Origin of the sequence: Plantactinospora alkalitolerans (genome assembly GCF_015690345.1) — a bacterium.
Taxonomy (GTDB): Bacteria; Actinomycetota; Actinomycetes; order Mycobacteriales; family Micromonosporaceae; genus Plantactinospora; species Plantactinospora alkalitolerans.
Genome location: NZ_JADPUN010000437.1, coordinates 12,298 through 33,242, shown reverse-complemented (window position 1 = coordinate 33,242; position 20,945 = coordinate 12,298). Strand labels below are relative to the sequence as shown.

Here is a 20,945-nt window from a genome sequence, read left to right as displayed (position 1 = left end):
CGGTCCGGAGCTGGTCGGTCCGGAGTCGGTTGGTCCGGAGCTGGTCGGTCCGGAGCTGGTCGGTCCGGAGTCGGTTGGTCCGGAGCTGGTCGGTCCGGAGTCGGTTGGTCCGGAGTCGGTTGGTCCGGAGTCGGTTGGTCCGGAGCTGGTCGGGTCGGGGCCGGCTGTGGAACGGGATGGTGCGGAACTGGCGCAGCCTTCCGTCGAGGAGGACCCGGCGGGGTCGGCCGTGGCGGAGGAGCCCGAGGTGGCGCAGGCGGAGGCCGCCGACGTACCCGGAGATGAGGGCGGGGAGGCGGTCGGGGAGCCGGCGGCGGTTCCGGTGCCCGACGTGGCCGACCCGCAGGCCGCGACGCTGACGCTGGTCGACGAGGACGAGCTGCGCGGAGCCCTGGAGGCCATCCTGCTGGTGGTGGACGAGCCGGTCGCGGAGATCCTGCTCGCGCAGGTCCTGGAGCAGCCGACGGAACGGGTGTCGGCGATACTGGACCGGCTGGCCCGCGATTACACGGCGGCGGGTCACGGTTTTGAGCTACGTCGGGCAGCGGGTGGCTGGCGTCTCTACACCCGGCCGGAATACGCGAGCTACGTCGAGCGCTTTGTATTGGACGGGCAAACCGTCCGGTTGACCCAGGCGGCGCTGGAGACGCTGGCGGTGGTCGCCTACAAGCAACCGGTGACCCGGTCGCGCATCTCGGCCATCCGGGGTGTCAACTGCGACGGGGTGATCCGTACCCTGGTCTCTCGCGGACTGGTCCAGGAGTGTGGCACCGAGCCGGAGAGCGGCGCCTTCCTTTATCGGACGACGACGCTGTTCCTGGAGAAACTCGGGCTCGACACCGTCGACCAACTACCGCCGCTGGCCCCGTTCCTGCCCGACGACGTGGAAGAGATTGCCGATGCCCCACGATGACAACCGCGGCGCCCCCGGCGCCGAGCGCCTGCAGAAGGTGCTCGCCGCCGCTGGCGTCGGCTCCCGACGTGCCTGCGAGGACCTGATCTTCCGGCGCCGGGTCACCGTGGACGGGCAGGTCGCCCAGCTCGGGGACAAGGTCGATCCCAGTTCTGCCGTCATCTACGTCGACGGCGAGCGGCTGGTCACCGACACCCGCCTGATCTACCTCGCGATGAACAAGCCGCGCGGTGTGGTCTCGACGATGGCGGACGAGAAGGGACGCACCGCGCTGGGAGACTTTCTCGGCCGGGTCGAGGAGCGGGTCTACCACGTCGGCCGCCTCGACGCGGACAGCGAGGGACTGCTGCTGCTCACCAATGACGGCACGCTCGCCCACCGCCTGATGCATCCGTCGTACGGGGTGTCGAAGACATACCTGTGCGAGGTGGCGGGCCCACTGGCCCGGAACGCCGGCCGACGGCTGAAGGCCGGGGTCGAGTTGGCGGACGGCCCGGCACGGGTGGACGACTTTCGCCTCGTGGACACCTTGGGACGTACGGCCCAGGTGGAGTTGACCCTGCACGAAGGGCGCAATCACATCGTACGGCGGCTGTTGGACGAGGTCGGGCATCCCGTGTCGCGGCTGATACGTACCGCGATCGGACCGATCCGGCTCGGCGACCTGCGCCCCGGTCGTACCCGTCGGTTGACGAACGCCGAAGTCGCGGCGCTCTTCAAGGCGGTCGGCGACTGAGGCCGGCGGCCCTGGTGGCCGGTGTTCGTTGGTGGCCGTGCTCGGTGGCGCGGTCGCCGGTGGCCCTGAACGATAGGCAGGCCTGCTGCCGGGCGAACCCCGTCCCCCAGGTGTACGGGATGCGGCCCGCGCGGGCTGACGTCGACTCGGTCGGCCCGGAGCAGCGCGGTGAACGGCCGCTGTCGGGCGCGTGACCGCTCGAAGTCCGGTCGGCGCTCGTCTCCTGGCGGCGATGGCCGGTCGGGCGCGGGCCGGTACGGCGGACGGGGCATGATGGACAGCGAAACGCGGAGGCGCCGCCACGGCCGGCTGCCCGCACGACTCGGCAGAGCCGGGCAGATTGCCCCTTGATCGGTGAAGGAGAGAACGGTGGCGGAAAAGGAACGGACCAGGCGATGTGTGGTCGCCGTGGATGGCCCGTCCGGTTCGGGGAAGTCCACCGTCTCCCGGCGGCTGGCAACCGCGCTCGACGCTCGCTACCTGGACACCGGGGCGATGTACCGGGCGGTGACCTGGGCGGTGCTGCGGTCCGGGGTCGACCCCCAGGATGCCGAGGCGGTCACCAAGGTGGTGGGGGAGACAGATCTCAAGATCGGTGTGGATCCGGAGGCGCCGAGCGTGACCGCGGACGGGATTGCCATCGACCGGGATATCCGAGGGGCCGAGGTCACCGGTGCGGTGTCGGCGGTGTCGGCCGTGCCCGCTGTACGCGAACAACTCGTCGCACTGCAGCGGGAGATCATCGAGGCGGCCGGCCGAATCGTGGTGGAGGGCCGGGACATCGGCTCGGTAGTGTCCCCGGATGCGGACCTCAAGGTCTACCTGACCGCCTCGGCCGAGGCACGGGCGCACCGGCGCAGCGCGGAAAACTCCGCAGATGTCGCGGCCACCGCGGCCGACCTCGCCCGGCGTGACCGGCTCGATTCCACCCGCGCCGCCGATCCACTGCGGCAGGCGCCGGACGCGGTGGTGCTCGACACCACCGCCCTGGGCATCGACGAGGTCGTGGCACGGCTGCACGAACTGCTCGCCGGACGGCGGCCGGGTCGGTGACCCGGTGGCGTGGCTGGATCGGTGAGGTAGCGGACCGGGGTCGTACCCGGCAGGGCAAGGAGGCGGCGTGAGCACGGGGGACGGTTGGATCGAACTGCGGGAGCCGGACGTCGACGAGGACGAGGCGACCGGCCCGACGCCGGTGGTCGCCGTCGTCGGACGTCCGAACGTCGGCAAGTCGACCCTGGTGAACCGAATCATCGGTCGGCGGCAGGCGGTCGTGGAGGACACTCCCGGGGTGACCCGGGATCGGATCCCGTACGACGCCCAGTGGTCGGGCCGGCAGTTCACGGTGGTCGACACCGGCGGTTGGGAGCCGGACGCGAAGGACCGCGCCGGCGCGATCGCGGCGCAGGCCGAGATCGCCGTCGCGACGGCCGACGTGGTGCTGTTCGTGGTGGATGCCGTGGTCGGGGCCACCGACGTCGACGAGGCGGCGGTACGGATGCTGCGGCGCAGCGCCAAGCCGGTCCTGCTCGTCGCGAACAAGGCCGACAACGCGGCCACGGAGGTCGAGGCGACGTCGTTGTGGTCGCTCGGGCTCGGCGAACCCCGTCCCGTCTCCGCGTTGCACGGCCGGGGCTCCGGTGACCTGCTGGACGCGATTCTCGAGGCGCTGCCGGACGCGCCGCCGATCAGCGAGGCCGGTCCGCGAGGGCCGCGCCGGGTGGCCCTGGTGGGCCGTCCCAACGTGGGCAAGTCCAGTTTGCTCAACCGACTGGCGAAGGAGGAGCGGTCGGTGGTGGACGCCGTCGCCGGTACCACCGTCGACCCGGTCGACAGCCTGGTGGAGATCGGCGGGGAGACCTGGCAACTGGTAGACACCGCGGGGCTGCGCAAGCGGGTCGGCAAGGCCAGCGGTACGGAGTACTACGCCAGCCTGCGTACCGCCGCCGCGATCGAGGCGGCGGAGGTGGCGGTCGTGTTGCTCGACGCCAGCGAACCGATCAGTGAACAGGACCAGCGGATCCTGACCACGGTCACCGAGACCGGCCGGGCTCTCGTCATTGCCTTCAACAAGTGGGACCTGGTCGACGAGGACCGGCGTTACTACCTGGACAAGGAGATCGAGCGGGAGTTGCGCCGGATCCCCTGGGCGATCCGGGTGAACGTCTCGGCCAAGACAGGTCGGGCCGTGGACAAGCTCGCACCGGCACTCCGTACCGCCCTGGCGAGTTGGGAGACACGGGTGCCGACCGGGCAGCTCAACCAGTGGCTCACCGCCCTGGTACAGGGGACACCGCACCCGGTACGCGGTGGTCGTGCGCCACGGATTCTCTTCGCCACCCAGGCGGGCATCTCCCCGCCGCGTTTCGTGCTCTTCACCACTGCGCCGCTCGACGCCGGCTATCAGCGGTTCATCGAGCGCAAGCTCCGGGAGGAGTTCGGCTTCGTCGGCAGCCCGGTGGAGGTGTCGGTGAAGCCGAGGAAGAAGATCGGCGCGGGCGGTCGCGGTAAGCCGCACGGCTGATCGGCGTACGGAGGGCTTGGCCGACTGGTCGTACGGCCCCTGAGCGGTGTCGATCCTGCGTCTGACCCTTTCGCGGGTCCCCGCCTGGTCGTCTGTGGTGGCCCCGTCGGGCGGGATCCGGCGGGGCCACTTGCACGCCATGCCGAGCTGCGGAGACAACCTATCTTCCTAGGATGCCTTAGGGGGTGTGTCGGAGTCGTAACGGACCGAGGCCAGTCGACGAGGCACGGTAGGCCTGTGCGCGTACGAAGCGGGCCTGCGCTACGCTGTACCGGCTGTCGCACGGAGCACAGGACGACAGCAACGGGACGTGGCGCAGTTTGGTAGCGCACTTGACTGGGGGTCAAGGGGTCGTCGGTTCGAATCCGGCCGTCCCGACAGCGAGAGGGTTTCCGCAGGTCAGAGACTTGCGGAAGCCCTCTTTTCATAGCTCGGCATGAATGCCCGGTCTAGCACGCCGCTGTTGGACTCCTTGACTCGGGCAGGTTGCCATGCCACTACTGGATCTTCACAAGCTCACCGCCGGCCTGCCGCGGGGCTGGGCCGGGTTCCTGCGGGACTGGGACCGGTCACTGCGCGCCGGGAACTACCCGCAGACCACCCTGTACCGTGCCAAAACTCGTCGCACATGCTGTGAGCTGGGAGTTCTCGGCCTGGGTTGATGATCGTCGGTATGGTCGTGCGGTTGCTGTACCTGGGGATGATCCGCCTGTTCAACGGTCTGGGATTGTTGATCCGCAGCGACAGGGCGTTGCTGATCGAGGTCCTCGTGCTGCGGCACGAGATAGCGGTGCTCCGTCTGCAGGTCCACGGCCGGCCGCGGTTGTCCTGGCCGGACCGGGCGGTCCTGTCCGCCCTGGCCCGCCTGCTACCCCGCCGGATATGGAACCATCGGATCGTCACCCCGGCCACGTTGCTGGCCTGGCACCGCCGCCTGGTACGACGCCACTGGACCTACCCGAACCGGCCCGGCCGCCCACGCGTCAGCGACGAGATCCGGGACCTCGTGCTGCGGACGGCAGGAGAAAACCCGCGATGGGGACACCGCCGGATCCAGGGCGAACTACAGCGGCTCGGCCATCAGATCGGTGCCGGCACGATCCGGCGGATCCTGACCCACCGGCGCCTCGGCCCCGCGCCTCGCCAGCAGGACGCCAGCTGGCGGACTTTCTTGCGTAACCAGGCCACCGGCCTGTTGGCCATCGACTTCTTCCACCTCGACACGATCCTGCTACGACGCCTGTACCTGCTGGTGGTCATGGAGGTAGCCACCCGGCGGATCCATCTCCTCGGCGTCACGGCGCACCCCACCGGGCAGTGGGTGACCCAGCAGGCCCGCAACCTCGTCTTCGACCTGGGCGAGCGCGCCAACCGGTTCCGATTCCTCATCCGCGACCGCGACGCCAAGTACACCACCGCCTTCGATGATGTCTTCACCGCCCAGGGCATCGCCGTGGTCAAGACCCCACCCCGGACACCACAGGCGAACTGCTTCATCGAACGCTGGGGACGCAGCCTCCGCGACGAGTGCACCGACCACATGTTGATCTACAACGAGCGCCACGCGCTGGCCATGATCGGCGAGTACGTCGACCACTTCAACAACCACCGACCCCACCAAGGACGACAGCAACGCCCACCCAACCACGACCCGGCCATCATCATCCCCATCAACAATCCCGTACGACGCCGACAACGACTCGGCGGGGTGATCAACGAGTACCACCGAGCAGCCTGACACGATCTTCAAAACGCCAGGTCACGCCCGGAAAACAGGTTATGGCACGGTACAGGGCAGCAGCCCGGCGGCGACGCCGAGGGCGACCAGCTGGCCGCTTCCGACCCGGTGCCCGTCGCCGCCTCGCGCGGTGCCGGTTCTTCGCTATGGAACATCGTTCTGGCGTTCATCGCCCTTATGAAGCGGCCGCTCAGGGCCAGGCGATCCCGTCGAGACATCGCCGCCGACCGGGCCATCCAGGACGGCGAGATGTGCGACACCTACCGGCCTGACCACGAAGACCCGGGGCTGACCAGGTGACCGAGACGCCGACCATAACCGACGAGGCGCGGGCGGTAATCGCAATGGACAAGGCAATCGAGGTGCGCGGCGCCGACGTGGTGTGCGCCCACCACCGAGCCTCGATCGTGCAGACAACATATTATGCAGGAATCGGAGATTCAATGCGAGTGATCTCACGGCACCCGCCGACCGGATGCGGCCACCGGCGATGGCCGACGACCGCGTCCGGCGCTCTCTCACCAGCTCATCTCGCCGTCAGCTGCGGCGGCGGTACGGCGTCCGCCGGCGCCGTCGCGGTAGGCGTCCACCCGGAGGAGTCCAGCCAGGCCGTGCGGGCGATCAACCACTGCCGCATGATGTCGAGCTGTTGCTGCCACGTCTGGCTGACCTGGGTCTGGAAACCACCGACGACACGCTGGTTCAGAATCGGCCACTTGGTGAAGTTGCGCTGGGCCGCGTTGATCAGCGGCGCACTCAACGTCGTGACCCGCGCCCCGAGCTGCGCATCGGACATGATGCCGGTGCGCAGCGCCTCCCAGCGGGTCTTCGCGCGAGCGGCGAAGGCGGGATCCTGCATCAGCCTTATGAACCAGTCGGTTGTGTTGCTGCCGAAGCCGGGCTGGAACTGCCACCCGGTGGTGGTCGCTCCGCCGAAGCCGGTGTACGCGGCGTAACCGATGTCGTAGTCCCACAATGGACCGGCGACGAGCTTGCCCTGCCGGTCCTTGAAGAAGTAGGTGCTGCGGATGTAGGCGTCAGGCTCCCGCGCCAGCTCGTTGTGCACAATCCGGTCCACCCACGAGTCGACATCGATGTAGGCCGGATATCCGGTCGTCGGATCGGACGGGTTCGCACTCCGCAACGAGTCATGGAACCTTTGGATGTAGTCGGTGATCCAGGCCAGCTGCTCCGGTTGCAGCTCATCCGGATCGTTGACCTCGAGGTCGCTCCAGCAGGCGTTGCTCGGCGGCTTCCTGGTACAAGTCAGGATCGGCGGCTCGGCGGCCAGCGCGTTGAACTGCATGACGTAGCCACCGGATATCGCGGGTTCGGTGATATCCGACTTCTTGAGCTTCTGCAGGTTCATCCGGTCCGGCGAGTTCTTGAGGGTCTCTACCAGCAGATAGACGCCCTGGTAGTCGTCTGCCGCCAATGGCTGGGCGTCCAGGTTGAGATAGACCTCGACGAACGCGAACCGCGGCGCCCGCAGCCCCATGTCCCGGCCGATGCTGTAGGCGAAGGCGTCCCGGATCAGGGTCTTGTCCGGGAACGGGCCACGCAGCACCCAGTCGGAGTCGGCCGGCATGCCTAGCACCGGGTAGTCGGCGTCCTTGTCCTCGTTGTTCCAGAACTCGAGCCGGTAGGGCGCCTTCGCGAAGTTGCTGGACGACTGACCGCGCAGATGGAAGCCACCCCGGGTGGCGACGGCCGGCTGCTGTCCCAACGAGGCCACGGAGTTCTGCCGGTCCATCACCATCACGGCGACGTCCCGGTAGTCACGGGCCGGCTTGCCGCCGCCGTAGGCGTCCAACACGACCAGCGGGAGGTCGTGTTCCGCGTCGATCGTCCGAGCGACGTAGACCGAGGTGCCCATCGCACCACTGGCCGCGCCGTCGACGAAGGCCTGAGCACGCAGTTGGGCGGTGCGCTGTAGCGTGATCGCGCCCTGGTAGAGCGGCGAGGCCGCAGTCGGCGCGGTGCCGTCGGTGGTGTACCTGATCTGCGCGTTCGCGATGCTGGTGCTCAGCTGCACCGACTGCTGGCCCTGGAAGGTGCCGCTCGGCACGGAGAACTGGATGTCGCCCTCCAGCATCGCCTGCTGCTGCCTGGTCTGGGCAGTCGCGGCGGCCGGGTCGACGCCGGCCGACCCCGAGCCGCCGAGGGCGTCCACGGCTCGCTGGTCGGCCGGCGGGCCATGCCGGGCAGCGTTGACGGCCAACTCCGCCGCACTGGTCAGCCCGGCTGGGCTGGAGACGCCGCCGGCACATCCCGCCGTGACGACCGTCAGTACGGCCAGCGCGCCGATTACTTTCATCCTGGTTCTTCGCACGGAAGGCACCCTTCGTCCTTGATCGAGACTGGCGATTGATCGAGGCACCGCTGGCGTCGTCGATGGGGGCAGGCCATCGTGATATTGACGCCAATCTATGCTTTGGCACACGGGCCGTCAACACCGAACCTTTTTCACCTGGATCGATCAAGTCGCCGGGCGAGCGCCAAGGAAGAACTCGGGGTGGCGACTGTTCCGGGGCAGGCGCATTGCGGGCCGGCTCGTAGTTCCGCAGCGGACCGGCGGCTCAACGCTTGGCCCGTCCGTAGTTTCCAGACCAAAAACAACGCTAAGAACTGAGGGTTGATCAAGCTCTATCCCGGGCCGTAGCGTGCCGTTCCGTTTGGTGACGGTCGATGCTCGGGTGGTGGTTCGTGGCGACTCAGGACGTGTTCTCGGCGGAGGAACTGGCGTGGCTTCGGGGCTTCCCGGAGATCAACCGGGGCGAGCTGATCCGGTACTTCACGTTGACTGGTGCGGACGAGGCGTTCGTGCGTCAGTTCCGCACGGGCCGCAACGTGCTGGGCGTGGCGGTCCAGCTGTGCACGCTGCCGTGGCTCGGGTTCGTGCCCGATCAGGTGGCGGCGGCGCCGGCCGCCGTGGTGGGCCGGTTGTCGCAGCGGCTCGGGATCGCGATGGGTGAGCTGCGCGGGTACGGCGAGCGGGAGCAGACCCGGACGGATCATCTGCGCGAGGTGGCCGGCTACGCCGGCTGGCGGTCGATGGACACCGCAGAGTGGAAGGACCTCGACGAGTTCCTGTTCGCCCGGGCGAGGGGGCCCCAGGTTAGGGCCTAGATCAACTGCTTACCGTTGTTTTGGTCTGGAAACTACGGGCGGGCCTCCGGACGGCGCCCTGGTCGCCGCGATTCGGCAGATCGCCGCCGGGGTGGCCGGCCTGCCCGGCCTGCCCCCGGACGACGGCAGCCGGTACAGCGTCCGCCGCCTCACCGTCGCCTGGAACCTTGACTCGTGGGGCAACTCCCGGCACACCGCGATCGCGCACCGCCGAGACCTCTCCACCTACCTGGATTGGTGCGCGTCCGCGAGCGCCTGGACCCGCTCGACGCCCGGCCGACCGACCTGAGCCAGTTCAAGGTGTGGCGCGAACTTGGCGGCGGGCGCGCCGCCAAGGCCAGCACGGTCGCCCGAGCCCTCGCATCGGTGTCCAGCTGGTACAACCACCTGGTGGCCAACACCGACGGCCGGGTGGCCCGCAACCCAGCCACGGGGGTGAAGCGACCCAAGGTCCACGCGCACACCTCCACACCGCCGGGCTCACCCTTCACGAAGTCGACCTTGCGGGTGCCGAAAATCCTATCCGGGCAGTTCAAGCGGTGTGTTTGTACTCGTGGAGCAGCCCGCCGAGGTGATGGACGATCGTCGGGGCGCGGGACGCAAGCATGAGTGAGCGGGCGATGTGGAGGAAGTACACGTCATGAACGAGCCGCGGGAAGGATTGGCTGGCATGACCGCGGAGGAGGCCGCGCGTACGCGATGGACCACGACCTCGGACATGTGTTCGATCAGGCTGAGGTGGTGCGGGAGCGCCGGCCGGCGAAGATGGTGACCGCGCTGCGTACCGACATGGATATCCAGGCGGAGATCGAGGCAGCCGCGGTGGCTCGGGGCGTCGGCGCTTCGACGCTGATGCGGCAGATTATCGAGGAGTGGGTAGCGGCGCATCGGGGCTCCGTCGCGCCCGATCAGCTCGGCGAGTTGGTGTGGCATCTGGACGCTGCCCGGCGTGCCGCTGCGTCGCTGGCGCGGCCGGCCTCCTGAGCCGGACGGGCCGCCCGGAGCCGTCGGCGTACGACTCCTTTACTCGGCCGGTTTATGCTTTGGGTGACCTGGGCAAACGTGCGTGAGCATGCCGCTGGGCCACCGGACTACTGGGGGTCAAGGGGTCGTCGGTTCGAATCCGGCCGTCCCGACAGACAAAAAGCCCTGACCAGCAGAAACGCTGGTCAGGGCTTTAATATTTGTCTATGGAGTTTTGAACCTCCCCCCGAAAACCCCCCATTTATGGGTCTCGGCAACCAGGTTCGTCATCCGTGTGCATCGTTGCTCCCTACAGCTTCGGGGGCGCCGTCAGGGCCGGTGCCGAGGCGTTCAAGGATCTCGGAGACGTCCGGGGCTTGAACCGGCTTGGCGATGTAGTAGGTGTCGGTGACCTCTTCGCTGGAGTGTCCAAGCTGCGCCGACGCGCTCTTGGTGTCCGCCTCGTCCTTGATGAGGGTGGCGACGGTCTTGCGGAAGGTGTGTGGGGTGACCCAGGCGAGGTCGGTGTCGGCACGGGCTTGGCGCCACTGACGACGGACGTTGTTGGGTGACAGCCATGTGCCGCGTCGGGAGGCGAAGATCGCATCATGTGGGTTGTCGGCAGCGACGAGATTGCGGGCCAGGAGCATGCCGACCGCGAACCGGGGCAACACGACCATCCGATAGCCGGCGTCGCTATTGGTCCACGGTTGTCGGAAGAACCTGTACCGTTCGGAAACTCGGCCACGGGCGCTGACGTGGGACTTTGTCCATCGTGGGATCGACGAGTGGTGTCATGCTGCCGGTCATGATCCTGTCGTTCGGCTACCTGATTCTTCGGCAGGCACTGCGGTTGGTGATCCTGTTGGCTCGCGGTGGGCACGCCAACGCGGTCGAGGTGCTCGTGTTGCGGCACCAGGTCGCGGTACTCCGTCGGCAGGTGCGCCGGCTGGATCTGGAACCGGCCGACCGGGTGGTGCTGGCCGGGCTGTCGAGGCTGCCGCCGCGGACGCGGTGGCCAGCGTTCTTCGTCACCCCGGCCACCTTGTTGCGTTGGCATCGCAACCTGATCGCGCGGCGGTGGACCTATCCGAGGCGGCGTGCGGGTCGTCCACCGGTCACGGCCGAGGTGCGCCAGTTGGTGCTGCGGCTGGCCCGGGACAACCCGACCTGGGGTTGTCGGCGTATCCAGGGCGAGTTGGCCGGCCTGGGCTACCGACTCGCGGCCAGCACGGTCTGGGCGATCCTGACCAGGGCTGGTGCCGGCCCGGCGCCGCGATGGGCGGGACCGGCCTGGACCGAGTTCCTCACCGCGCAGGCCAAAGGCATCCTGTCCTGCGATTTCCTGCATGTAGACACCATCGGCATGACCCGCGTCTATGTACTGTTCCTCATGGAGGTCGCCACCCGGCGAGTCCACCTGCTGGGCGCCACCACGAATCCGACCGGTGAGTGGGTGACGCAGCAGGCCCGCAACCTGATGCTGGACCTGGGGGAACGGGCCAACCGGTTCCGTTTCCTGATCCGGGACCGGGACGCCAAGTACACCGCGATGTTGGACACCGTGTTCCGGGCCGGGGGTATTGAGGTGCTCCGGACGCCGCCACAGGCGCCCCGTGCGAACGCGTTCGCGGAGCGCTGGGTGCGTACGGTCCGGCGAGAATGCCTGGACCGGCTCCTGATCTACAACACGCGGCAGCTACTCGCCGTGCTGCACGAGTATCTGGCGCACTATAACGGGCATCGGCCGCACCAGGCCCGCGGGCAACGCCCACCTGAGCGGGACAGGCTTCCGGCGATGGTTGCTGATTTGGGTGCGGTGCGGTGCGGGTACGGCGCAGGAAGGTGGTCCACGGGTTGATCAACGAGTACGAGCAGGCCGCGTAGCCGAAGCCGCGTTCTCGAACGGTATAGGCTACTACGGGCCCTCGGCGGGAAACGAACCCCGGACTGGCTGTGGCAGATCCCGGCGGTCGAGGTCCTGCGCCGGGTGTGGGTGCAGCAGTACGTCCGCGACGAGAACGGGCCGGGGGTGATCTGGCGGGACACCACCACACACGGGCTCCCGCCAGGCAGAACGGTGCTCGTCTCTCCGTACGACACCGACGCCCGGCACAGCGAGAATCGCGGTCACGGCTGATCGGGCTACAAGATTCATATCAGCGAGACCTGCGACAACATCCCCAGCGACAGCGGTGACGACAATGGCCAACCACCGAACCTGATCACCAATGTGGTCACCACCCACGCCGCCGTCGCGGACTCCACGATGACCCTGCCGATCCACCGCGACCTTGCAGAGCGGGAGCTACTACCCGCCGAGCATCTGATGGACGCCGGCTACGCCTCCGCCCCGCACATCCTCACCTGCCACACGGAACACGGGGTGCGGCTGGTGACCCCGGTCCGGGCTGACCACTCCCACCAAGCCCGCGCCAAGACCGGCTTCGCCCGCGACGCCTTCACCATCGACTTCGACCACAAACACGCCATCTGCCCGCAGCGGGCTGTCTCGACCATGTGGAACGAAACCCGCTACGCCGGCGAGGACGTCATCGTGGTCACCTTCCCCGCCAGCACCTGCATCCCCTGCCCGGTCCGCACACAGTGCACCACCTCGAAGCAACGCCGCCGCCAACTCACCCTCCGCCCCCGACACCTCCACGAGGCCCTACGAAAAGCCCACACCGAGCAGACCACCGACGACTGGAAAGCCAGCTACCGCGCCCGCGCCGGCATCGAAGGCACCATCAGCCAAACCATCGCGCTCACCGGAATCCGCAAAGCCCGCTACACCGGTTTCGGCAAGGTCCACCTCAAGCACGTCTTCGCCGCCACCGCCATCAACCTCAACCGCCTCAACGCCTGGTGGACCGGCACACCTCTACAACGAACCCGAACCACCCACCCCGCACAACTCGCCCTCGCCGCCTAACCAGAATTAGGCAACAGGGTCGTACAGGGTGGGAGTGGCTTGGTGGACGCATTGCCCAGGGACTATTCGGTGGGTTTTCTCGCAACCAATCGCCCATGCTCCTAGCGTCGGGAGATCGAGTAGTACGCCGAGCGGCTTTGCCGCTTGTCCGGCACGCGGGCGGGGGAGGCTCCGCGTCAGGCCGGAGCGAGGACGCAGAATTCGTTGCCCTCGGGGTCGGCGAGGACGATCCACGGGACGTCGCCTTGGCCGACGTCGGCGGGCGTCGCGCCGAGGGTCTGCAGCCGGGCCACCTCCGCCGCTTGATCGTCACCGGGATACGGCACCACGTCGAGATGGACGCGGTGCCGTATGTCCTTCAGGTGGGGCGTGCGGAGGAACTCAAGATACGGCCCGACACCCTTCGCGGAGCGCAGCAGCGCATGATCGTCGGTTACCTCGTGCAGGGTCCAGTCCATCGCCTCGCCCCAGAAGTGGGCCATGGCCCGCGGGTCCGTGCAGTCGAGCACCACCGCAGCGATCGGCCCGGTGTCCCGGTAGATCTCTCGAGGCTCCAGCACACAGAACACGTTGCCCTCCGGGTCGGCCAGCACCGTCCACGGGACGTCGCCCTGGCCCACATCGGCGGGCGTCGCACCGAGATCCTTCAGGCGAGCGACCAACTCCGTCTGATGGGCCGCAGAGGTGGTGGCGAGTTCGAGGTGCACGCGATACTTCACCGTTTCGGGGTCCGGGATGGCTATGACATCGACGCAGACCGGAGCGTCGGGGTCCGTCCAGACGAAGCCCGCGGGTGCAGCGCTGGTCGCACCGGGACCCGAGCGGGAAACCCAACCGAGCGCCTCCGCCCAGAACCGGCCAAGCGCCGAGTCATCCCGAGCCTTGAAATTCGCCTGAACAAGTCGCAGCGCCATGCCGCCGACCCTATGCCCAGCAAACACCAAGATGAACCACGGCGAGCTGGTCTTCCTGGCCTTCGCGGTAGGACTGTTCTGGGGCGGGCGTCCGGCCGAGGAGGGAGAGGGTTCGCCGCAGGGATACCTGGTCGCGCGCAGATGCTGACGCCGACCGCGATGTCTGGCCAACACGAACGGATAGCCTGACTCGCCACAAAGCCATGCGAATCGGGAATGGCATTGTACCTGCCGAAAATGTCATCCAGGCAGGTCAGGCGGCATGTTCGTACTCGTGGATGGTGCCGGCGAGGCGGTCACGTCGGTGGATGTTCAGGCGGGCGATCCGGTCCGGGGCGGTGATCGGTTCGGGCAGTGGGGCGAGTGGCCGGGCGTTGGCGACGCCCTGATGAGGCCTGTGTTCGTTGTAGAAGACCTCGTACTCGCGGAGCGCGTGTAGTAGATGTCGCTGGTTGAGGATCAGTGTCCGGTCGAGGAGTTCACGTCGGCAGGTCCGTATCCAGCGTTCCATGATCGCGTTCATCCGGGGTATCCGGACGCCTGTGTGCACCACGGTGATGTCGGCGTCGGCGAGCACCCGGTCGAACAGGGCTGGGTATTTGCCGTCCCGGTCGCGGATCAGGTATTTCACCGGGCGGCCCGCGTCTTCGAGGTCCATGACCAGATTCCGGGCGATCTGGGTCACCCGGGCTGCGGTGGGATGTGCGGTGGCGCCGAGGATCCGGATGCGGCGGGTGGCGTGTTCGATGACCGCCAGGACGTAGAGGCGGGTGCCGGTCGGGGTGGTCGTTTCGAAGAAGTCGGCGGCGATGACGGCCTGCGCCTGGGATCGTAGGAACACCGCCCACGTGCTGCTGGTGCGCTGAGGTGCCGGATCGATTCCGGCATCCTTCAGGATCTCCCAGACGGTGGAGGCGGCGGCCTTGACGCCCAGGACGAGCAGTTCGCCGTGGTGCGGCGGTATCCCCAGGTGGTGTTCTCCGAGGCCAGGCGCAGGACGAGCCGACGGATGGACCGGACTGTTCGTGGTCGCCCGACTTGGTGGGGGCGGGAACGTCTGGCGTGTCGGAGGGCGATCCGGTCCCGGTGCCAGCGCAGCACCGTCTCGGGGCTGACCAGTAGCCGCAGGTGGTTCATTGCGGTTCGCGGCAACGGGTGCGGCAGGGCGGCCAACCATGCCCGGTCCGCCGAGGTGAATTGGACCCGGTCGCCGTGCAGTTGTCGTTCGAGGACCGTGATCTGGTGCCGGAGCGCGAGGATTTCGGCGTCTTTGTCGTGGTCGCTCATGGGTAGCAGTCGTAGCCGGGCGAGGGTGTTGGTCACGCCGAGGTAGGCCAGTCGGAACAGCACACCCCATCGTCGCGCAGTTCTCGACGTAGACAACCGTCGCGATCCAGCCGAGAGGCTCCACGTCTTCAGCGGAGCCTTCCACCTCGATGATTTAGATGGCTGCGACCAGGACGGATGAGGTTTTCGGCACTCACAGGGTTGGAGCCGCAGCCGGTGATCTTCACGTTGTCGGTGTGTGGGTCGTTGAAGACGCTGGCGTTCCTGCGCCGGCTCGGCGTCGCTGTGCCTCGCTGGTTGGAGAACGCGCTTGTTCATGCTCCGGACCCATTGACCGAGTCGCTGGGCCAGTGCCAGGCCAACGCGCGTGAGCTCACCGGCTTCTGCCGTGGGATCGGGATCCCCCTCGGGTTCAACGTGGAGAGCGTCTCGATCCGCAAGGAGGAAATCGACGCGTCAGTGACGCTGGCCGCCGACATCAGCCGGATGCTGCGTTAGCGCGGATCTACCTTCGGCCGTCGACGGATTCGGGCTGCAATCCCGGAGGTGGGCTGCTCAGGGTAATCCGTGCGGATCCGTACGCCTCGTCGTGCGGACAGACCCGGAGAACGAGGGCGGGCCCGGCGTTGTGCCGAGCCCGCCCTCGCGGGTCCATCCGGCCTCGCGTCGGGGGCACCGGAGGGTGTTGCCGTCAGCGTTGCAGGTTCAGCAGACCCGGCCGGTGCGGCAGCGGATCGTAAGCAGTGCCGGGCCTTGATTCTCGTCCCTGGTAGAGCAGTTGCAGGTTGCAGGGGTCGACGGTCATGGTCTGGTCGGCCCTGGTGCGGAGCAACTCGCCGTGGCCGACGTCGTTCGTCCAGGCCGCGCCGCTGTTGGCCTTGCCGGCGAACGGGTCGCTCTCGCTGGTCGCGTTCGGAGTCCAGGTGCCGTCCAGGCTGGTGGCCGTGAACGAGCGCAGGTACCGGCCATTCGCGCCGATCGCCTCGACGAGCATGAGGTACCGGTGCTGGCCCCGGAGCTTGTAGACCTGCACCGCCTCGAAGAGGTTGACCTGCTTGTCGGTCATGATCGTGGTGTAGTCGGAGCCGAAGCTGCCCGGGAAGTTCCCGAGCGGCATGCTGGAGCGGTAGATCCGGCCGTTGTCACCGGCGAAAAAGAGGTACATGTTCCGCTCGTCGGCGATGAGCGTCTGGTCGATCGGGCCGGTGCCGGAACCGGAGATGCTGCCGGTGAAGAGCGGCTGCTCCGGCCCCCAGCCGTTCGGGTCGGTCGGGTCGCTCGACGTCCGGTAGAGGAAGGGCCACCGCCCCCACTGATAGGCCAGCACCCAGATGTCGCGCGGGGTGAAATAGAACAGGGTGGGCGCGACGGCGGCGAAAGACATCCCGTTCTGGCTGGCCGTGGCCATTTCCGACCAGTTCGTGAAGGGGCTGAAGTTCATCGAACCGTACGACGTTCCCGAGAAGGTCGACGCGTAGACCAGGTGCTGGCCGTTGTGCGGGACGGCGGCGAAATGATTAAGGGAGAGCCACCCCGGCTTCGGCTGGGCCAGCGGGCCCGTTGACGACCACCGGTATGACGACGGCAGTGGGCAGGTGTTGCCCGGTGGTGGTGTGGTCGGGCCCGTCGTGGGACCGGTGGTGGGACCCGACGTCGGCGGGGTGGTCGGCGCCGTGTCACCGGTGCAGGCAACGCCGTTCAGGGAGAAACCCGTTGGCGCGGGGTTGCTGGCAGTCCACGTCCCGTTGAAACCGAACGACATCGTGCCGTTTGTGGGAATGGAACCGTTGTACCTCATGTTCCGCGCGGTCACCGTCGAACCGCTCTGGGTTACCGTCGCGTTCCACGCCTGGGTGACCGTCTGCCCGGCGCCGTACGACCACGTCAACGTCCAACTGGTCAACGGCTCGCCTGGGTTGGTGATCGTGACGTTGGCGCGGAATCCACCCTGCCACTGCGACGAGACGGTGTAATTCACCGAACAGCCGGCGGTCGCGGCAGCCGGCATCGCTACGACAACCATCGCCGACGCCAGCAGCGCAATGCCGGCCGACAACAGACCGGCATTGACCGCTCTGGATCTAGCCATGAGGCATCCTCCCGGTATGGCTGCCACCTGCGGCAAGGTGTGGGTTATTTCTTGTGAGCGCTATCATCGGTGTCCTGCATGTTACGGGAGTGCTCACATGACATCAATGTCGATCTATGAGATTTCGACCTTCGGCTGCGGGGCATGCGTCCATCGGGTGGACCAGACCGTACGGTCCACATCCGACCCATCAGCGGGGGTGGCGCCGACCGGTGACTCCCTCACCGAGGAAGCCTGTAGGGTGCCAAAACGAGGTTCCGGTCGCTGACCTGCGGATTCGTAGATCCGTTTAAGCGGCCCGGTAGTACTCGTTGATGACCCGGCCGAGTCGTCCTCGGCGTCGGACAACGCCGTCGACCGGCATCACGATGCCGGGCCCACGGTTAGGCGGTACCTGCCCGCGCCCCTGGTGCGGCCGATGGTCATTGAAGTGTCGGACGTACTCGGTCAGCACTATCCTGGCGTGCCGCTGGCCGTAGACCAGGACGTGGTCGGTGCACTCCTCGCGCATGCTGCGACCCCAGCGCTCGACGAAACAGTTCGCCGTCGGTGTACGTGGTGGTGTCTTCACCATCTGTACGCCCTCGTCGGCGAGGACGGCGTCGAACGATGTGGCGTACTTGGTGTCGCGGTCGCGGATCATGAACCGGAAGTCGCTGGCCCGTTCGCCGAGTTCCATGAGCAGGTTGCGGGCCTGCTGGGTCACCCACGCCTGGGTCGGGTGTTCGGTCACGCCGAGCAGGTGCACCCGGCGGGTGGCGATCTCCATGACGACCAGCACATACAAGCGGCATAGCCACACGGTGTCGACGTGGAAGAAGTCGGCGGCCAGCAGGCTGGTGGCCTGGGTACGCAGGAACCTCCGCCAAGAGGTGTCGGTGTCGCGGGGCGCGGGGCCGAGGCGACCTTGGGCCAGGATTCGGCGGATGGTGCCGAGGCCGACGCGGTGGCCCAGTCCGAGCAGTTCGCCTTGGATTCTCTTGTGGCCCCAGCGGGGGTTGTCGCGGGCCATTCGGTGGATGAGCTCGCGGATCGCGTCGCTGACGGGTGGTCGGCCGCCGCGTTGGGGGTAGGTCCAGTGGCGTTGGACCAGGCGGCGGTGCCAGGCGAGCAGGGTTGCCGGGGTCACGAGCCGGTGGATGCGGACCGCGCGGGGCAGGCGGCGGGACAGCGCGGACAGGATCGCCTGGTCTGGCCAGGACAGGCGTGGGCGGCCGTGGATCTGGCGGCGTAGCACCGCGACCTCATGGCGAAGGGCCAGCAGTTCCGCGAGCACGACGTTGTCGCTACGGGTCGCGCGCAGCAGGGCGTCGAATATGCGGATCGCGACCAGATAGACCAATCGGAGCACCATGGCCACGAAGGTGCCCCAAACTCACGAAGCCCCAGCTCACAGCGAGTGCGACAGGTATTGGCACCGCACAACCTGCGCTTCAACCTGTCCTGCTTTCCGAGTAACGGTTGGATGCGCTGGGTGATCAGGTGGTGCGGCCGTGTTCGAAGTGCAGAAGCACGAGTGCGGCTGCGGCGATCTTGCCGATCTTCCAGGGGCAGAGGCTGACGTTGCGTAGGGCTTTGAAGGTGGTCTTGAGCAGGGAGTTTCCGCGTTCACCGACGGCGCGTATGCCGTTGTGGGCCTTGTTGAAGGTCTTCTGGAGGTCGGTGAGTTCACTGTCTTTGGGTTTCTTGAACGCAACCGTGATGGTGGCTGCCTCGCCTTCGTAGCCCAGGTCGCCCAGGATCCGCAGGTGATCGCCGGTCCACGTGGACAGCAGGGGCAGGATCTCGGCGTGCTCGCGCAGTGCGGTGGTGTCGTGCTCGCGGCCGGGGCGCACGTCGGAGGTCCACAGCGGCCACCCGTCCGGGGCGGTGATGACCTGGATGTTCCCGCCGTGGTTGTCGCACTTGGCCGACCACCAGAGGTCCACATCCGGGGTGGGTCCCGGGGTACGGCACCGGTCGGTCTCGATCACGGTCCCGTCGATGTTGACGTGGGAGTAGCCGGCGAGCTTCGCGGCCAACAGCGCTGGTCTCAGGTTCGGGGCGTGGGCGGCGAGCACCCCAATGCCCTCGTGGAGGTAGTCGTAGGCGGTGGACTTGCTGATCGCGTTGTCGCCTGCCAACTGCTTGATCCGGGTGCCGTCCAGGAACCACCGGATGACCAGGACCGCCTGCTTGAAGCAACCGAGGGCGCGGCTACCGGTGCGGGTACCGCGTCGCAGGCGTTCGGTGTGCAGCAGGCCGGAGACGAACAGCACGGTCTGCTCGCGCACGGTCAACGTGGCGGTGGATGTAACACTCATGGCGACGCGGGACCCCTGTGAAGTTGATCTGCGAGAGGACCACCTTCATACCGGGGTTCCGCGTCTCTACGTTGTATCGCAACGGGTTCGATGTGTCTCAACCACCGACACCAACGACTACCTACCGTCCACGCCCCGTTACGTGGAATAGCTCAATGCCGATGAGCGGATGGTAGATGGCGGTCGCCAGCGTTTTCCGTCCTTCAGGCGCTCCGGTGGTAAGCCTTGTTGGCGATGCGCCAACTGCCGTCGGCGCTGATCAGTAGAAAGATGTCGGTGAACGTGTCCGCGCCGTGCCAGAGCGTCATCGACGCGGTTGCAACAGTGCCGTGGACGTCGATGGCGTCGATGCGGCGAGAGCGGCTTGGTTCGTCCGGGGCTGGCCGGCCGTGGAAGAGAGCGCAGTACTCGTCCAGGCGCCACGACACGAATTCGCCATTCCGGATCCCCTCGATGTGAGCGGTGGGCAAGAACGCGTCGCGGAAGTGGGTGGGGTCTCCGGTGGCGTGTCCGCGGATGTAGGCGCGTAGCGGTTCGAGGATGGCGCCAGCCACGGCGGGGACGGTGGCGGCAACGGCGATGTCTGCCTCAGGGTCGGCGGGGGTGTCGGTCAGGCCGAGTGCGCTGTGCAGGGGTGTGTTTGACGCGGCGGCCAGCAGTGCCATGTCCTTGGCCAGGGCGCCGATCGTGAATTCGGCTCTGGCAGTGGCAGCGGTTGGTTGGCTCGCGAGGAAGCTTCGCTTGCGAGCGACGAGTCCGCCGAGTTGGCCGAGTTCGAGGACGTCCAGCACCTGGGCGCGTGGTAGGCCCAAGGCGTCGGCTTGCCGCAGTGAGTCGCGCAGCGCGAGGACGGCGCCTGCGAGACTGCTGTTGGCGACCAGTTTGAGGGCGGCGGCGGCGGTGACGTCGTCGACGTGCCGTACGGTGCCGAGCGCTTCCAGTACCGGCTGGACCCGGTCGAGCGTGTCTTGGTCGGCGGCGGCGAGAATCTGCAGGGCGCCGGCGGTGGCAGCCGGTACGGAGCCGAGCACGGGTGCGTGGACGTAGGACGGACCGAGCCGCCGGGCCAACTGCGACGCTTCCGCGGGCGCGACCGTGCTGGTGTTCAGCACGATCGTGTCCGGTCGCAGCGATCCGCGGACCCGCTCGACGACCTGCTGGCACGCCTTGCCGTCGAACAACGCCAGGAGTGCGATGTCGGCCTTGGCCACGGCTTCGTTCGGGTCGCCGGTCGTCTCGACAGCGGCCCCCGTGCGCCCGGAACGTGTCCATCCGACGACGTTCCAGTCCTGGTGGGCGAGTCGTGTCGCTATCGCGGAGCCCATTCGGCCCAGACCGAGGACGGCGATCGTGTGTGGTGCGGTCATGGATCGCACTATGGGACACCGCGAAGGGTGCGACAAGCGCAGATTTA

The 20,945-nt window shown here is 67.5% G+C and carries 21 protein-coding genes, 1 tRNA gene and 1 pseudogene; 14 read left to right on the top strand and 9 right to left on the bottom strand.

Annotation, left to right across the window (positions count from 1 at the left end; genetic code table 11):
- Nucleotides 1-85: 85 nt before the first annotated feature.
- From scpB to I0C86_RS42610, 7 genes are all read left to right on the top strand, one after another.
- Nucleotides 86-913: an SMC-Scp complex subunit ScpB gene (gene scpB, locus I0C86_RS44260; RefSeq protein WP_407676414.1), complete on the top strand. Its 828-nt coding sequence runs from the start codon at nucleotides 86-88 to the stop codon at nucleotides 911-913.
- Complete coding sequence (locus I0C86_RS42635) at nucleotides 900-1,649, top strand: pseudouridine synthase (protein WP_196206991.1); 750 nt, start codon at nucleotides 900-902, stop codon at nucleotides 1,647-1,649. The genes scpB and I0C86_RS42635 overlap by 14 nt, the downstream gene beginning before the upstream one ends.
- Nucleotides 1,650-2,018: 369 nt before the next feature.
- Nucleotides 2,019-2,702, top strand: coding sequence for a (d)CMP kinase (gene cmk, locus I0C86_RS42630; RefSeq protein WP_196206990.1), 684 nt, complete (start codon nucleotides 2,019-2,021; stop codon nucleotides 2,700-2,702).
- 67 nt (nucleotides 2,703-2,769) lie between these two features.
- Entirely contained in the window at nucleotides 2,770-4,173 is a 1,404-nt protein-coding gene (der, locus tag I0C86_RS42625) for a ribosome biogenesis GTPase Der (RefSeq protein ID WP_323374179.1), read from the top strand.
- Nucleotides 4,174-4,477: 304 nt separating this feature from the next.
- Nucleotides 4,478-4,551, top strand: a tRNA-Pro gene (locus I0C86_RS42620).
- Between the two features lie 113 nt (nucleotides 4,552-4,664).
- On the top strand, nucleotides 4,665-4,835 hold the full coding sequence (locus I0C86_RS42615; protein WP_230395682.1) for a hypothetical protein: 171 nt from the start codon (nucleotides 4,665-4,667) through the stop codon (nucleotides 4,833-4,835).
- Nucleotides 4,836-4,846: 11 nt separating this feature from the next.
- On the top strand, nucleotides 4,847-5,911 hold the full coding sequence (locus tag I0C86_RS42610; RefSeq protein WP_230395681.1) for an integrase core domain-containing protein: 1,065 nt from the start codon (nucleotides 4,847-4,849) through the stop codon (nucleotides 5,909-5,911).
- Between the two features lie 526 nt (nucleotides 5,912-6,437).
- Here I0C86_RS42610 and I0C86_RS42605 read toward each other — a convergent pair.
- The gene (locus tag I0C86_RS42605) at nucleotides 6,438-8,243 is read right to left on the bottom strand and encodes a CotH kinase family protein (RefSeq protein ID WP_323374178.1); all 1,806 of its coding nucleotides are present in this window, start codon (nucleotides 8,241-8,243) and stop codon (nucleotides 6,438-6,440) included.
- 374 nt (nucleotides 8,244-8,617) lie between these two features.
- On the opposite strand from I0C86_RS42605, the pseudogene I0C86_RS42600 reads away from it, so the two are divergent.
- From I0C86_RS42600 to I0C86_RS42590, 3 genes and pseudogenes are all read left to right on the top strand, one after another.
- Nucleotides 8,618-9,016, top strand: a pseudogene (locus I0C86_RS42600) (DUF4158 domain-containing protein); the annotation flags it as partial.
- 115 nt (nucleotides 9,017-9,131) lie between these two features.
- Complete coding sequence (locus I0C86_RS42595) at nucleotides 9,132-9,329, top strand: hypothetical protein (protein WP_196206988.1); 198 nt, start codon at nucleotides 9,132-9,134, stop codon at nucleotides 9,327-9,329.
- 410 nt (nucleotides 9,330-9,739) lie between these two features.
- A complete protein-coding gene (locus I0C86_RS42590) occupies nucleotides 9,740-10,024 on the top strand; it encodes a hypothetical protein (RefSeq protein ID WP_196206987.1) in 285 nt (94 codons plus the stop codon).
- A 266-nt stretch (nucleotides 10,025-10,290) separates the two neighbouring features.
- Here I0C86_RS42590 and I0C86_RS42585 read toward each other — a convergent pair whose 3' ends face one another.
- On the bottom strand, nucleotides 10,291-10,683 hold the full coding sequence (locus tag I0C86_RS42585) for a tyrosine-type recombinase/integrase (protein WP_196206986.1): 393 nt from the start codon (nucleotides 10,681-10,683) through the stop codon (nucleotides 10,291-10,293).
- A gap of 128 nt (nucleotides 10,684-10,811) precedes the next feature.
- On the opposite strand from I0C86_RS42585, the gene I0C86_RS42580 reads away from it, so the two are divergent.
- From I0C86_RS42580 to I0C86_RS42570, 3 genes are all read left to right on the top strand, one after another.
- Nucleotides 10,812-11,864, top strand: a complete 1,053-nt coding sequence (locus I0C86_RS42580; protein WP_230395677.1) for an integrase core domain-containing protein — start codon at nucleotides 10,812-10,814, stop codon at nucleotides 11,862-11,864.
- Between the two features lie 129 nt (nucleotides 11,865-11,993).
- Nucleotides 11,994-12,143: a hypothetical protein gene (locus tag I0C86_RS42575; RefSeq protein ID WP_196206985.1), complete on the top strand. Its 150-nt coding sequence runs from the start codon at nucleotides 11,994-11,996 to the stop codon at nucleotides 12,141-12,143.
- Nucleotides 12,144-12,236: 93 nt separating this feature from the next.
- A complete protein-coding gene (locus tag I0C86_RS42570) occupies nucleotides 12,237-12,938 on the top strand; it encodes a transposase (protein ID WP_196206984.1) in 702 nt (233 codons plus the stop codon).
- Between the two features lie 176 nt (nucleotides 12,939-13,114).
- Here I0C86_RS42570 and I0C86_RS42565 read toward each other — a convergent pair whose 3' ends face one another.
- From I0C86_RS42565 to I0C86_RS44250, 3 genes are all read right to left on the bottom strand, one after another.
- The gene (locus I0C86_RS42565) at nucleotides 13,115-13,852 is read right to left on the bottom strand and encodes a VOC family protein (protein WP_196206983.1); all 738 of its coding nucleotides are present in this window, start codon (nucleotides 13,850-13,852) and stop codon (nucleotides 13,115-13,117) included.
- 253 nt (nucleotides 13,853-14,105) lie between these two features.
- Complete coding sequence (locus I0C86_RS44255; RefSeq protein ID WP_323374177.1) at nucleotides 14,106-14,693, bottom strand: integrase core domain-containing protein; 588 nt, start codon at nucleotides 14,691-14,693, stop codon at nucleotides 14,106-14,108.
- A gap of 50 nt (nucleotides 14,694-14,743) precedes the next feature.
- Nucleotides 14,744-15,202 carry a hypothetical protein gene (locus I0C86_RS44250; protein WP_230395679.1) on the bottom strand — a complete coding sequence of 153 codons (459 nt, stop codon included), beginning with the start codon at nucleotides 15,200-15,202 and terminating at the stop codon, nucleotides 14,744-14,746.
- Nucleotides 15,203-15,355: 153 nt separating this feature from the next.
- Between I0C86_RS44250 and I0C86_RS42555 the strand changes: the two genes are divergently transcribed.
- Entirely contained in the window at nucleotides 15,356-15,637 is a 282-nt protein-coding gene (locus I0C86_RS42555; RefSeq protein ID WP_196206982.1) for a hypothetical protein, read from the top strand.
- Nucleotides 15,638-15,830: 193 nt separating this feature from the next.
- On the opposite strand, the gene I0C86_RS42550 is transcribed toward I0C86_RS42555, so the two are convergent.
- From I0C86_RS42550 to I0C86_RS42535, 4 genes are all read right to left on the bottom strand, one after another.
- Nucleotides 15,831-17,228 (bottom strand): non-reducing end alpha-L-arabinofuranosidase family hydrolase, encoded by a 1,398-nt coding sequence (locus tag I0C86_RS42550; protein ID WP_196206981.1) that lies wholly within the window; start codon nucleotides 17,226-17,228, stop codon nucleotides 15,831-15,833.
- 289 nt (nucleotides 17,229-17,517) lie between these two features.
- Nucleotides 17,518-18,582 (bottom strand): integrase core domain-containing protein, encoded by a 1,065-nt coding sequence (locus I0C86_RS42545; protein ID WP_196206980.1) that lies wholly within the window; start codon nucleotides 18,580-18,582, stop codon nucleotides 17,518-17,520.
- Between the two features lie 124 nt (nucleotides 18,583-18,706).
- Nucleotides 18,707-19,531, bottom strand: coding sequence for a transposase family protein (locus I0C86_RS42540; RefSeq protein WP_196206979.1), 825 nt, complete (start codon nucleotides 19,529-19,531; stop codon nucleotides 18,707-18,709).
- 203 nt (nucleotides 19,532-19,734) lie between these two features.
- On the bottom strand, nucleotides 19,735-20,898 hold the full coding sequence (locus tag I0C86_RS42535; RefSeq protein WP_196206978.1) for a nuclear transport factor 2 family protein: 1,164 nt from the start codon (nucleotides 20,896-20,898) through the stop codon (nucleotides 19,735-19,737).
- Between the last annotated feature and the right edge of the window lie 47 nt (nucleotides 20,899-20,945).